A 13,290-nucleotide genomic window follows, 5' to 3' on the forward strand; every position below is an offset into this window, starting at 1 on the left:
GGGATCGGCGTCGCCGGCGGGGGTCGGGCGGCGACAGGCGCTCGGCGGCCAAGCATAGCAGGAATCCGGCCAACCCCGGAGCCGATGATGAAAACAGCACTCGCGCAGCGTTCGAGCGATGGTATGCTTGATCGCTGCGATCCGATCAACGCCTCGCATTCTCAATACTCATCATGAACCTGACACTCGTCGTCCTCGTCCCCTTTCTGGGGGCCGCTCTGACCGGGTGGGTCTCTCGTTACGGACGTTTGCGCTCGGCCTGGATGGCCGGGGCGGTAACCGCCCTGGCGCTGGCCTGCCTGCTGCCGAGCCTGCCGGTGCCCTTTGCCGGCGAGACCCTGATTCAACGCCTGCCCTGGATGCCGGGGCTGGGGCTCGACCTGGTATTCCGTCTCGACGGTCTCGGGCTGCTGTTCGCCCTGATGATCCTCGGCATGGGCCTGCTGGTCATCCTCTATGCCCGCTACTATCTCGACGCGGACGACTGCATGGGGCGCTTCTACGCCTATCTGCTGCTGTTCATGGGTTCGATGCTCGGCATCGTGCTGGCCGAGAACCTGATCCTGCTGCTGATGTTCTGGGAGCTGACCAGCCTCTCCTCGTTCCTGCTGATCAGCTATTGGCGCCATCGCCAGGACGCCCGCCAGGGCGCGCGCATGGCGCTCACCGTCACCGGTCTCGGCGGTCTGGCACTGCTCGGTGGCTTCCTGCTGCTCGGCGAGATCGCCGGCAGCTACGAGCTCTCGGTGATCCTCGCCTCGGGTGAAGCGATCCGCGCCCACCCGCTCTACACCCCGATGCTGGTGCTGGTGCTGCTCGGCGCCTTCACCAAGTCGGCGCAGTTCCCCTTCCATTTCTGGCTGCCGCGGGCAATGGCCGCGCCGACCCCGGTGTCGGCCTATCTGCACTCGGCGACCATGGTCAAGGCGGGCATCTTCCTGCTCGCGCGGTTGTTCCCGGCGCTCTCGGGCACGCCGCTGTGGAGCGCGCTGGTGATCGGCGCCGGGCTCACCACCCTGCTGATCGGCGCCGGGATCGCGCTGTTCAAGCACGATCTCAAGGGGCTGCTGGCCTACTCGACGGTCAGCCACCTCGGTCTGATCACCCTGCTGTTCGGCATCGGCACCCCGCTGGCGGCGGTCGCCGGTGTCTTCCACATCATCAACCACGCCACCTTCAAGGCCTCGCTGTTCATGGCCGCCGGCATCATCGATCACGAGTGCGGCACCCGTGACATGCGCCGGATCAACGGGCTGTGGCGCTTCATGCCCTATACCGCCACCCTGGCGATGGTGGCCTCGGCGTCGATGGCCGGGGTGCCGCTGTTCAACGGCTTCCTCTCCAAGGAGATGTTCTTCGCCGAGGCGGCCAACTTCTTCGACCAGAGCGCCTGGAGCTGGGTGCTGCCGGTGACCGTGGTGCTCGCCAGCGCGCTGGCGGTGGCCTATTCGCTGCGCTTCATCCACGACGTCTTCTTCAACGGCGAGCCGCACGACCTGCCGCGCACCCCGCACGAGCCACCGCACTGGATGAAGGTGCCGGTGGAGATCCTGGTGGCGATCTGTCTGCTGGTCGGCATCCTCCCGACACTCACCGTCGAACCCTTGCTCGCAATCGCCGCCGACAGCGTGCTGCAGTCCAACTCACCGGCCCATGACCTGGCGATCTGGCACGGCTTCAACTCGGCCTTTGCGATGAGTGTGATCGCGCTGCTCGGTGGCCTGCTGATCTATGCCGCGCGCCGGCCGTTGTTCATGGTCGCCGCTCGTCACGAGGGCCTGATCGATGCCGGGGTGCTGTTCGGATGGACCCAGCGCACGGTGATCGCCGCGGCGCGCGCCGTCACCGCCGCGCTCGACACCGGCTCACTGCAACGCATGGTGGCGCTGCTGCTGATCAGCGCGCTCAGCCTCGGCGCCGTCGGCATGCTCGGCGTCACCGCCCCGCTCACCGGACCGGCGACCCTGGTCCCGGCCGACGGCATCAGCCTGATCGTCGCCCTCGGACTCGGCGCCGGGGCGATCGCCACCACCGCGCTGCACCGGCAGCGTTTCACCGCGCTGATCGTGATCGGGGTGCTGGGGCTGCTGGTTGCGCTGATCTTCGCCAAGTTCTCGGCCCCGGACCTCGCCCTCACCCAGCTCTCGGTCGAGGTGGTGACCATCGTGCTGCTGTTGCTGGCGCTCTACTTCCTGCCCCAGCACACCCCGGCCGAGTCCTCGCGGGTGCGTCGGATTCGCGATCTCGCGCTCGCCGCGATCGCCGGTCTCGGCACCGCGGCGCTCGCCTGGGGCATCCTCACCCGTCCCGGCGAGACCATCTCCGGATACTTCCTGGAGCACAGCGTGCCAGGCGGTGGCGGCAGCAACGTGGTCAACGTCATCCTGGTCGACTTCCGCGGCTTCGACACCCTCGGCGAGATCACCGTGCTGGCGCTCGCCGGGCTCGGCATCTACGCCATGCTCAAGGGGCTGCGCCTGCCCGGAATGACGCTCGATCCCCATGGCCGCCCCTGGAACTGGGACCTGCACCCGAGCATCATGGCCGCGCTCACCCGGCTGCTGCTGCCGCTGGCGCTGCTGGTCTCGGCGTTCATCTTCCTGCGCGGTCACAACCAGCCCGGCGGCGGCTTCATCGCCGGGCTGATCACCGCCGTGGCGCTGATCATGCAGTACCTGACCAATGGCGTGGAGTGGACCCACCGCCGGCTCAACGGCAACATGCATCCGCTGATCGCCGCCGGCCTGCTGGTGGGCACCCTCACCGGCATGGCGAGCTTCGTCTTCGGCTATCCCTTCCTCACCTCGACCTTCAGCCATGTGCACTGGCCGCTGGTCGGCGACTTCGAGCTGGCCTCGGCGATGGCCTTCGACCTCGGCGTCTATCTGGTGGTGGTCGGCTCGACCCTGCTGATCCTGATCCATCTCGGGCTGATGCGCAGCGCCGCCGCCCAGGAGCGAGACTGACTGATATGGAAGCCCTGATCTCCATCCTCATCGGCCTGCTCACCGCCTGCGGGGTCTATCTGGTGCTGCGCGCCCGGACCTTCCCGGTGGTGATGGGCCTGACCCTGCTCTCCTACGGGGTCAACCTGTTCCTCTTCGCCACCGGCCGACTGACCATCGGTCAGCCGGCGGTGATCGACGCCCAGGCGCCCGGCTATGCCGACCCGCTGCCCCAGGCGCTGGTGCTCACCGCCATCGTCATCAGCTTCGCGATGACCGCCTTCGTGATCATGCTCTCGCTCAAGGCCCGCGCCGAGCTCGGCAACGACCATGTCGACGGTCACGCCGACGAGGAGGGACGCGCGTGAGTCATCTGGTGATCCTCCCGCTGCTGCTGCCGCTGCTCGCCGGTGCCCTGTTGCTGCTGGTGCGCCGCGCCCTGCCGCTGACGGTGCGTCGGCGACTCAACCTGGTGGCGGTACTCGCCCAGGTCGGGGTGGCGCTGGCGCTGCTGCTCGCCGTCGCCGACGGCAGCGTGCTGACCTACCAGCTCGGTGACTGGCCGGCGCCCTATGGCATCGTCCTGGTGGCCGACCGGCTCAGCGCCTGGATGGTGTTGCTGACCGCCTTGCTCGCGCTGTTCGCGCTGCTCTACGCGATCCGCGGCACCGATGCCGGCAGCCGTCACTTCCAGCCGCTGTTCCAGCTGCAGCTGTTCGGACTCTGCGGCGCCTTTCTCACCGGCGACCTGTTCAACCTGTTCGTCTTCTTCGAGGTGCTGCTGCTGGCCTCCTACGGCCTGCTGCTGCACGGCGGCGGTGCCGAGCGGACCCGCGCCGGACTGCACTTCGTGGTGGTCAACCTGGTCGGCTCGACGCTGTTCCTGTTCGCCGCCGGGACCCTCTACGGCGTCACCGGGACGCTCAACATGGCCGATCTGGCCGGCAAGCTCGCCGCCCTCGGCCCCGACGAACTCGGACTGGCTCGTGCCGGCGCGCTGCTGCTGTTCGCGGTGTTCGCGCTCAAGGCCGCACTCTTCCCGCTCTATCTGTGGCTGCCCACGGCCTATGCCGCGACCTCGGCGCCGGTGGCGGCGCTGTTCGCGGTGATGACCAAGGTCGGGATCTACGCCATCCTGCGCATCCAGACGCTGTGGTTCGGTGATGGCGCCGGGGAGTTGGCCGGGCTGCTCGATCCCTGGCTGTTGCCGCTGGCGCTGGTGACCATGGCGCTCGGCAGCCTCGGTGCCCTGGCGAGCACCACGCTGCGGATCCAGATCGGCTATCTGGTGCTGGTCTCGATCGGGGTGCTGCTGACCGCCATCGCACTCGGCGATCGCGACAGCATCGCCGCCGCACTCTACTATCTGGTCCACACCACGCTCGCCACCGGCGCCTTCTATCTGCTCGCCGAAGGCATCGCCCGACGCCGCGGCGCAGCCGGCGACCGCCTGATCGACGCCCCGACGATGCCCCATGCCGGACAGGTCGGCACGCTCTTCTTCATCGCCGCGATCCTGGTGGCGGGGCTACCGCCCTTCTCCGGCTTCCTCGGCAAGCTGATGGTGCTGCGCGCCGCGCTCGACGACCCGGCGATGGCCTGGATCCTCGCCGTGGTGCTGACCTCGGGGCTGCTCGGCATCGTCGCCCTGGCGCGCAGCGGCAGCCTGCTGCTGCTGCGCGCCGGTCCCGGCGAGCCGCCAGCGGCCACGCCCGGTCGCGCCGAGCTGCTGCCCGCCACCGCGCTGCTCGCGCTGTGCATCGGGCTGACGCTGGGGGCCGGTCCGCTCAGCGCCTTCACCCAGGCCACCGCCGAGCAGCTGCTCGTGCCCGAACACTATGTCGAGACGGTGCTCGGCGGCGACATGGAGGCCCATGCACGATGAAGCTGCGACTGCTGCCCCATCCATTGCTCACCCCGGCGCTGACGGTGATCTGGCTGCTGCTGGTCAACAGCCTGTCGTTCGGCCACGTGCTGCTCGGCCTGCTGCTCGGCTGGCTGATCCCGATCTTCACCCTGCGCTTCTGGCCCGATCGGGTACGGGTGCACAAGCCGCTGACCCTGCTGCGCTTCGTGCTGGTGCTGCTCTATGACATCCTCGTCGCCAACCTGGGGGTGGCCTGGCTGATCGTGCGCGGCCCGCGCCGGGTGAAACCGGGCTTCGTCGAGGTGCCCTTGGCGCTGCGCTCGGAACTCGGTATCAGCCTGCTGGCCAACACCATCTCGCTGACCCCGGGGACGGTCTCGGCCTGGCTGAGTCCGGATCGCGCCACGCTGGTGGTGCACGCGCTCGACGTCGACGATCCCGAGGCGCTGGTCGCGACCATCAAGCACCGCTATGAAACCCCCTTGCAGGAGGTCTTCGAACCATGCTGAGCACCGCTGTGAGTATCGCCTTCCTGCTGGTGGCCGCGGCCTTCGTGATGGCCCTGCTGCGCCTGCTCTACGGCCCTGACCAGCCGGACCGCATCCTCGCCCTCGACACCCTGTACGTGAACACCGTGGCGTTGCTGGTGCTGCTCGGCATCCATCTCGGCAGCGCGCTCTATTTCGAGGCCGCGCTGCTGATCGCGATGATGGGGTTCGTCGGCACCGTGGCGCTGTGCAAGTATCTGTTGCGCGGCGATATCATCGAGTGAGGCCAAGATGCTCGAAATCATCCTCTCGGCGCTGATCCTGATCGGCGCGCTCTTCACCTTCATCGGCTCGCTCGGACTGGCGCGGCTCGAGGACTTCTACACCCGGCTGCACGGCCCGACCAAGGCCACCACGCTCGGTGTCGGCAGCCTGCTGATCGCCTCGATGGTCTATTTCAGCACCCGCGGCGAGGGGCTGAGCCTGCACGAGCTGCTGGTGACGCTGTTTCTCTTCATCACCGCGCCGGTGAGCGCCCATCTGCTGGCCAAGGCCGCGCTGCACCTGCGGCTGCGCTCGATCGCACCGGTACCGCAGCGCACCGAGGCCAGCGATCCGCGCCAGGCCAATGCCGCCGAGGACTCAGCCACCCCGCCTCAGGGCTAGCAGGAAGCGCTCGATCGCCGCCCTCTCGAGCGGGCGCGAGAACAGATAGCCCTGTCCGGTATGACAGCCCTCGCGGGTGAGGAAGTCCTGCTGTTCGCGCGTCTCCACCCCCTCGGCCAGCACCTCCAGCGAGAGGCTGCTGGCGAGCGCGATGATCGCCTTGGCGATGGCCACGTCGTTGGCGTCGTCGGGGATGTCGGAGACGAAGGACTTGTCGATCTTGAGCTTGGTGAGCGGCAGTCGCTTGAGCTGGATCAGCGAGGAGTAGCCGGTCCCGAAGTCGTCGATGGCGATCTTCACGCCGAGCGCGCGCAGTGCGCCGAGCACGTGTCGGGTGCGCTCGATCGAGCGCATCATCGTCGACTCGGTGATCTCCAGCTCGAGTCCCGCCGGGGACAGACCGGTGCGGGTGAGGATACCGCCGACCATCTCGCTGAGCGCGTGCTGATCGAACTGCTTGGGCGAGAGGTTGACGCTGATCAGCACCCCCTCGTCGAGCAGCCCGCCCTGCTGCCAGGCACGCATCTGGGTGCAGGCATGCTCGAGGATCCACTCACCCATGACGATGATGATCCCCGACTCCTCGGCCAGGGGGATGAACTTGCCGGGCGAGACCAGCCCCATCTCGGGATGACGCCAACGCACCAACGCCTCGAGCCCGCGTAGCTCGCCGCTCACCAGGTCGAGCTGCGGCTGGTAGAAGAGTTCGAGCTCATTCCGCTCCAGGGCACGGTGCAGGCTCGATTCGAGCAGCACGCGTTCGAAGGCGCGCGCGGTGAGCTCCTCGGAGTAGTAGCGGAAGCCGTTGCGGCCCTCGTCCTTGGCGCGATACATGGCCGCGTCGGCATTGCGCACCAGGTCCTCGGCGCGCGCGCCGTGCTCGGGATAGAGGCTGATGCCGATGCTCGCGCCGAGAAACACCGAGTGCTCACCGACCTCGAAGGGATCCTTGAACAGTTGCAGGATGGCGCGTGCCACCCGTGCCGCGTCGTCCTGATGGGCGATGCCGTTGAGGATCAGGGTGAACTCGTCGCCGCCCATCCGCGCCAGGGTATCGCCCTCGCGAAACTGCGCCCGCAGCCGCCCCGCCACCACCTTGAGCACCTGATCGCCATAGCTGTGATCAAAGCTGTCGTTGACATGCTTGAAGCCGTCGAGATCGATGAACAGCACCGCCAGCCGGGTGTGCTCGCGGTGCGCCAGTCGGATCGACTGCTCGAGCCGGTCGGCGAACAGCAGCCGGTTGGGCAGCCCGGTGAGCGGGTCGTGATGGGCGAGGTGGGCATAGCTGTTCTCGCGCTCGCGCAATCGGTCGAGCAGTTCGAGATGGTCGCTGATGTCGCGCGACACCTCGATGATGCCGATCACCTCGCCGGCGTCGTCGAGCAGCGGACTGGCAGCGACCTCGAACTGACGCACGCCGCCGTCGGGCAACCGATGGTGGCGCAGCATCTTGCACGGCTCACCGCTCTCGAGGATGGCGTGCAATGGGCACAGCGGATCCTCGGGCAGGCAGGGATGGGGGGCGAGCTGGTAGCAGCCGCACTCGTGCAGTTCGGCATCATCGACCGCGGCGAGACGCTGGGCGACGCGATTCATCCGCAGCACGCGGTGATCGGCCCCGATCACCATGATCGGATCGTCGATACCGTCGATCACGTGCTGCAGGAATGCACGCTCCTCGTGCAACGCGCGCTCGGCGAGCCGGCGCTCGGTGACGTCCTCGCCCGATGACAGGGTGCCGATCACCGTGCCCTCGCCATCGCGCACCAGGTTGTGGTGCCAGGCGATCAGCCGCTCCTCGCCACGCGCGGTCAGGATCGGACCATCGGTCAGGGCGGTCTCCGGGTGGGCGCCCGAGAGCATCTTGCGAAACAGCCCGTGACGCCGCTCGCGCTCGCCCGGCGGCAGGAAGCGGGCGAACCAGTCGAGCCCGATCAGCTCCGACTCGGCACAACCGAGCACGTTACAGCCACGCGGGTTGACCGAGAGGATGTGGCCGTCGAGGTCGAGTGCGAGGAACATCACCCCGGCGATGTCGAGATACTGCTTGGCACGGTTGCGCTCGGTCTCGGCCTGACGCTGTGCCTGCTTGAGCGCGGAGATATCGAGATGGGTGCCGACCATGCGCAACGCGCGACCGCGCTGGTCGCGTACCAGATAGGCGCGGGACAGGACATCGACCCAATGGCCCTCCTTGTGACGCATCCGCATCTCGAGGTTGAAGTCGTCGCAGCGTCCATTCATGTAGTCGCGCAGCAGTCGCCAGCAGCGCTCGCGATCCCTGGGGTCGACCAGTTGCTCCCAGGTCTCGAGCCGGTCGGGCAGTTCGCGCTCGGCGTAGCCGAGCATCGATTTCCAGCGCGCCGACAGATAGATCTGCCGGGTGCGCAGGTCCCAGTCGAACAGCCCGGCATCGCTGCCGCGCATCGCCAGTGCAAAACGCTCCTCACTGTCGCGCAGCGCACGCTCGTAGCAGTCGCGTTCGGTGATGTCGCGCCCGAGCACGATCAACCCCTTGCGTCGGCCGTCGTCCTCGAACACCGGCACCTTGATCACGTCGTAGACCTTGGTCACCCCGTCCGGTCGGGTGATCCGCTCCTCGGCGCGCGACAGCCGGCCGGCGCACCAGGCGATCTCGTCGCTCGACTCACAGGCGAGGAAGGCGTCGCGGTAGCAGGGATCGGTGAACTCGGCCAGCTCGGCGTCGGTCTTGCCGCGATAGTCGACGGTGGTGAGCGAGAACAGCGCGAGATCGGCGTCGTTGGCCTCCAGCCAGCGTCCCTCGCCGTCCTTGAAGCAGATGATGTCGGGGGTGGCGTTGATCAGCGAGCGCAACCGCTGTTCGCTCTCACGCAGCGCCAGCTCGACCGCGCTGCGAGGAGCAACCTCAAGGGCGAAGGCGCACACCAGGGGCTGACCGTCGCACTCGACCAGAGACAGCGTCACCTCGACGGCACAGTCCTCGCCCTCGACGCGCCGGTGTACGCCCTCACGCCGCTCGTGACGCGCCTGATGCAGACGCGCGACGAGCACCGACCAGGCCGCGGCATCGAGACTCATGTCGATGCTGGCGACCGGCTGGCCGATCAGCCGCTCGCGCCCCACGCCGGTCAACCGCTCGACGGTGGTATTGACCTCGATCAGTCGACCGTCGAGACCGGCCCAGTAGATCTCCAGGGCCGTCTGGTCGATGGCGGCTTGCGCCATGTCTTGTCGCAGCATACCTCGGCTCCGGCGCGCGCGGATGCGCTCAGTGCGTCCCGGATCGACCGTACGCGCAGCGGCTTCGCCTCCAGCCCGTCTGTCTCGACAGCGGGATCGAGCCGGGCACGGCCACCATCCTTGTACGCCGAGGCGAAACGTGCGGAGTGGAGATCCAGACACGCGTGTCAGATAGCGGGCAGAGACGACGGCTGCGCCTCGCCCAAGGGCGCTCACTCCGGGTCGCGGGCCGTCGCCTCGGTCCAGCGCCGCGCCGCGACCTCATCGCTGTCACGGGCCTCGACCCAGCGTTCAGCCGTACCGCTCGTCTCCTTTTTCCACAGCGGGACACGGGTCTTGAGGGCGTCGATCAGGAACTCACAGGCGCGAAAGGCCGCCGCGCGATGCGCGCTGCTCACCCCGACGAAGACGATCGGATCACCCGGGGCGAGCCAACCGACCCGGTGCACCAAGACCAGAGCGGTCAATGGCCAATGCTGCTCGGCCTGCGCGGCGAGCGCATCGAGCGCCTGCTCGGTCATGCCCGGGTAGTGCTCGAGGAACATGCCGTCGACCGCACCCTCGGCGCCGAACTCGCGCATCAGCCCGGTGAAGCTCACCACCGCGCCGACCCGTCCGTCGGTGTCGTTGAACACGGCCTGCTCGGCCAGTGGGTCGAGCGGCTCGTGCTGTACCCTGACCTGTCGCATCGGCGCCTCCGCCTCAACCGATCGGGGCCACTCCCAGCAGCGCCCGATGCAGCCAGAACATGAACGCAAGATAGAGTACCAGACCGCCGACGATGGCGAGTGCATCGTTGACGGGCGAGGCCGGCATGCCATAGACCCTGGGCGCGGGACGACGCTTGAGCGAGATGCGATCGGCCACCGCCCAGGCGAGGAAGCCGCCAAACAGCAGCACATCGGCCAGGGTACCGTTGGCCAGCAGGTGCGCCAGCGCCCACAGCTTCACCGCAACCAGCATCGGGTGCTTGAGGGTGTGCTGGATGCGACCCGGCAGATAGGCCGCGAGCAGCAGGGTGAACACCGGCAGCATCAGCAGCAGATTGATATGACGCAGCCAGACCGGCGGGTCATAGAGCGGGATCGGCGCCTGACGCGCCAACCCGTAGCCCCACACCAGCACCAGGAAGCCGAACAGCGCAAACAGCGCGTAGAGCGCCTTCCACGGCAACTCACCGATACGCGCCACCGCGCGCGCGCGCCACTCGGGGGCAAAGATGGACACCGAGTGCCCACCGAGAAAGAGGACCAGACCCAGGATCAGGATCGCCATGCGCAACATCTCCTTCGAGCATCAGAAGCGGATGCAGATCCTATGCGATTGTCGGGCGATCGAGAAACCCGTGTGTCGGGGGAGCAGGCGTCAGTCGTCAGCCGCCAGCGGTCAGCTTCCAGCCGCCGGTGGGCGCGCATGCTCGACAGTTGGTTGGCTAGCTCCCCGCTGGTGGCTAACAACTGACCGCTGGCGGCTGATCGCTGGCGGCTGACGACTGACGGCTGGCGGTTGGCGGTTGGCGGTTGGCGGCTGGCGGCTGGCGGCTGGCGGCTGGCGGCTGGCGACTGGCGACTGGAAGCTGACCGCTGGCGACTGGAAGCTGACCGCTGGCGACTGGAAACTGACCGCTGGCGACTGGAAGCTGAAACTCAGCCCCGCACCGCGCTGGCGCAGAACATCGAGTAGCGGCGCCCGACCCCGGCGGCATCGGGCTTGACCAGGCGGTGCGCGGTCTCCACCCGGATCCGTTCCAGCCCGGCGGCGGCGAGCGTCTCGGCGATCCACTCACGCTCGAAGCCGTGGTGACAGACGCCCTCGTGATCGGCGTGGAAGCTGCCGTCCTCGCAATCGAGGTCGACCAGGAAGAGCGTTCCGCCCGGGACCAGGAGGCCGGCAAGGCGCGCGATCATGGCACCGACGTCGGGCACGTGATGCAGCGCCATCGCCGAGTGGATCAGATCGAAGTCGCTGGCCGGGGCCGGCTCGTCGACCAGATCGACCTGGCGGATGCGGAGGTTGTCGACCCCGGCGGCGCGCCGCTTGGCCTCGAGTTCGGCGAGCATGCCGGGGCTGCTGTCCCAGCCCTCGACCTCGGCCACCTCGGCGGCGAGCGCGAGCGCCGCCAGACCGGTGCCGCAACCGTAGTCGAGCACCCGCATCCCCGGACGCGGCGCGCAATGACCGGCCAGGGCGAGACGGACCGCCCGTGCAAGCTCCCGGATCAACGGGTTGTCGTCCCAGGTCGCGGCGACCTGCTCGAAATCGGTCCGTGGATAGGGGTTGGACATGATGATGATCTCCGGTGGATGAGGACGATCTCCAGACTAGCCGACGACCGTCTCGCCACACCTTCATCACCGACGCAACATCCGTCACCCGTGCCGCAATCGCGCCCGATAGCGACGCGGCGAACAGCCCTCGGCGACACGGAAGCGCGAGGCCAGGTGCGACGGCGAGGCGAAGCCGCACTCGGCGGCGACCTCGGTGATCGAGCGCTCGGTGTGCGCCAGCAGGGCGCGGGCCCGGGCCAGACGCGAACGATAGATCAGCTCGCGCGGACTGCAGCCGAGCCGGGCCCGCAGCAGCCGGTCGAGGGTGGCGCACGAGACCCCGAGATGGGCGGCGATCCGCGCGCGCGAGAGCGGCTCGGCGAGATGGGTCTCGACATAGACCACCGCCTGCTCGACCAGTCGCGCGGTCCGTGCGCTGGCCGGGCGCTCGGCCAGCGCGCGCAGACAGAGACGCGTCAGCTGCTCGGCGAGCAGGCGCAGCATCGCCTCGCGACCCGGCAACCGACCGAGATGCTCGCGGGCGAGCCGCTCGGCGACCGCGAGCACCTCGTGTCCCTCGATCGGCAGGAGCAACGGCGCCCGCAGCGCCTCGGGGTCGAGCCCCTGGGTGTCGGCCAGCGCGGCGAGCCAGTCGTCCTCGACCAGCAGTACCAACTGGGTCGGCACGCCGCACTGCGACAGTGGCCGATGCAGCCGCGCCGGCGGCAGCATCAGCAGGCGACCGCGCTCGACGCGCACGCGCCGCCCCTCGACCTCCATCCACTGATCGCCGTCGAGCACCACCAGCAACAACCATTGCGGATGACGATGCGGCGTCGCCACGGGCGCTCCGGGGTCGACGACGGGCGCGGCATCGGCGATCAGCAGCGACAGCTCGGGACAGTCGAAGGTGCGGCACGCACAGCGTGCCTGGAAGCGATTCGTCGCGCCCTCAGCCGTCGCGAGCGGCGCGGCTGAGCAGGGTGTCGAGGGCATTGGCGAAGGCCTGACGATCGCGCGCATCGAGCGCCGCCGGTCCCCCGGTCTGGACGCCACTGGAGCGCAGCGTCTCCATGAAGTCGCGCATGTTCAACCGCTCACCGATGTTGTGCGCGGTGTAGCGCTCACCACGCGGATCGAGCACCTCGGCGCCCTTGGCGATGGCCTCGGCGGCGAGCGGGATATCGGCGGTGATCACCAGGTCACCGGCGCTGACCCGGCGCACGATCTCGGCATCGGCCTGATCGAACCCGGCGCCGACCCGGATCGAGCGGATCCAGCGCGAGGGCGGCGTGTTCAGCGACTGGTTGGCGACCAGGGTGAGCGCCACCCCACAGCGCTCGGCGGCGCGGTAGAGGATGTCGCGGATCACCCGTGGACAGGCGTCGGCGTCGACCCAGATGTGCATCCCATCTCCTGTACCAGTACCCAGGGCGCGATCACCAGCGCCCAGACCTCGGTATCGCGCGCGAACCAGTCGCGTGCCTCGGCGTCCGGGATCGGGCCGACCTCGCCGGCCTCGATCGCCGCGCCCAGCGCAGCGGTATCGTCGCGGGCGATACGCAGCGCGGTCTCGATCAGATCCAGCCCGACGGCGACGCGGATCACCTTGCCCTGGGCGAAGAAGCGTTGCAGCGACGACCAGGGCGCGCGGGCCGTTTCCTGGTTGAGCTTGGCGCGGAGCAGCGCATCGTCCTGCTCCAGCGGAGTGCCGTCGACGACGGCGGGGTCTTGCTGTGTCACGCGGGGTCGACCTCGTGGAATGACGTGGGGACGCCGCGCGAGGGGCGGCGTCGTTGCAATGGTTCGGCCCGACGTCGCAACGCCGGACC

The 13,290-nt window shown here is 68.5% G+C and carries 13 protein-coding genes; 6 read left to right on the forward strand and 7 right to left on the reverse strand.

The genetic code is table 11. From position 1 onward, the window contains the following. Positions 1-173 precede the first annotated feature (173 nt). The 6 genes from EBL85_RS03360 to EBL85_RS03385 are packed head-to-tail and all read left to right on the forward strand — an operon-like array spanning position 174 to position 5,966. On the forward strand, positions 174-2,966 hold the full coding sequence (locus EBL85_RS03360) for a monovalent cation/H+ antiporter subunit A (RefSeq protein ID WP_123142171.1): 2,793 nt from the start codon (positions 174-176) through the stop codon (positions 2,964-2,966). Positions 2,967-2,971: 5 nt separating this feature from the next. Beyond that, complete coding sequence (locus tag EBL85_RS03365; RefSeq protein ID WP_123139131.1) at positions 2,972-3,313, forward strand: Na+/H+ antiporter subunit C; 342 nt, start codon at positions 2,972-2,974, stop codon at positions 3,311-3,313. Beyond that, positions 3,310-4,830 (forward strand): monovalent cation/H+ antiporter subunit D, encoded by a 1,521-nt coding sequence (locus tag EBL85_RS03370; RefSeq protein ID WP_123142172.1) that lies wholly within the window; start codon positions 3,310-3,312, stop codon positions 4,828-4,830. Before EBL85_RS03365 ends, EBL85_RS03370 begins: the two co-directional genes overlap by 4 nt. Continuing rightward, positions 4,827-5,321 (forward strand): Na+/H+ antiporter subunit E, encoded by a 495-nt coding sequence (locus tag EBL85_RS03375; RefSeq protein WP_123139129.1) that lies wholly within the window; start codon positions 4,827-4,829, stop codon positions 5,319-5,321. Before EBL85_RS03370 ends, EBL85_RS03375 begins: the two co-directional genes overlap by 4 nt. After that, positions 5,315-5,584, forward strand: a complete 270-nt coding sequence (locus EBL85_RS03380) for a K+/H+ antiporter subunit F (protein ID WP_005222186.1) — start codon at positions 5,315-5,317, stop codon at positions 5,582-5,584. The genes EBL85_RS03375 and EBL85_RS03380 overlap by 7 nt, the downstream gene beginning before the upstream one ends. Positions 5,585-5,591: 7 nt before the next feature. Beyond that, positions 5,592-5,966, forward strand: a complete 375-nt coding sequence (locus EBL85_RS03385; RefSeq protein ID WP_123139128.1) for a Na+/H+ antiporter subunit G — start codon at positions 5,592-5,594, stop codon at positions 5,964-5,966. Here the strand turns inward: EBL85_RS03385 and EBL85_RS03390 are convergent. From EBL85_RS03390 to EBL85_RS03425, 7 genes are all read right to left on the reverse strand, one after another. Then, complete coding sequence (locus EBL85_RS03390; RefSeq protein ID WP_123142173.1) at positions 5,943-9,191, reverse strand: EAL domain-containing protein; 3,249 nt, start codon at positions 9,189-9,191, stop codon at positions 5,943-5,945. The two genes, EBL85_RS03385 and EBL85_RS03390, sit on opposite strands and share 24 nt — an antisense overlap. Positions 9,192-9,403: 212 nt before the next feature. After that, complete coding sequence (locus tag EBL85_RS03395) at positions 9,404-9,880, reverse strand: molybdenum cofactor biosynthesis protein MoaE (protein WP_123139126.1); 477 nt, start codon at positions 9,878-9,880, stop codon at positions 9,404-9,406. A 13-nt stretch (positions 9,881-9,893) separates the two neighbouring features. After that, positions 9,894-10,466 (reverse strand): NnrU family protein, encoded by a 573-nt coding sequence (locus EBL85_RS03400; protein WP_123142174.1) that lies wholly within the window; start codon positions 10,464-10,466, stop codon positions 9,894-9,896. A 371-nt stretch (positions 10,467-10,837) separates the two neighbouring features. Further along, on the reverse strand, positions 10,838-11,476 hold the full coding sequence (locus tag EBL85_RS03410) for a class I SAM-dependent methyltransferase (protein WP_123142175.1): 639 nt from the start codon (positions 11,474-11,476) through the stop codon (positions 10,838-10,840). An 84-nt stretch (positions 11,477-11,560) separates the two neighbouring features. Continuing rightward, the gene (locus EBL85_RS03415) at positions 11,561-12,454 is read right to left on the reverse strand and encodes an AraC family transcriptional regulator (protein WP_190287855.1); all 894 of its coding nucleotides are present in this window, start codon (positions 12,452-12,454) and stop codon (positions 11,561-11,563) included. Beyond that, positions 12,411-12,866 carry a YaiI/YqxD family protein gene (locus EBL85_RS03420; RefSeq protein WP_123139122.1) on the reverse strand — a complete coding sequence of 152 codons (456 nt, stop codon included), beginning with the start codon at positions 12,864-12,866 and terminating at the stop codon, positions 12,411-12,413. Before EBL85_RS03420 ends, EBL85_RS03415 begins: the two co-directional genes overlap by 44 nt. Beyond that, positions 12,827-13,201: a DUF2288 domain-containing protein gene (locus EBL85_RS03425; protein ID WP_123142176.1), complete on the reverse strand. Its 375-nt coding sequence runs from the start codon at positions 13,199-13,201 to the stop codon at positions 12,827-12,829. Before EBL85_RS03425 ends, EBL85_RS03420 begins: the two co-directional genes overlap by 40 nt. Between the last annotated feature and the right edge of the window lie 89 nt (positions 13,202-13,290).

The sequence above is a fragment of the Marichromatium sp. AB32 genome, assembly GCF_003718675.1.
In the GTDB taxonomy this organism is placed as follows: domain Bacteria; phylum Pseudomonadota; class Gammaproteobacteria; order Chromatiales; family Chromatiaceae; genus Marichromatium; species Marichromatium gracile.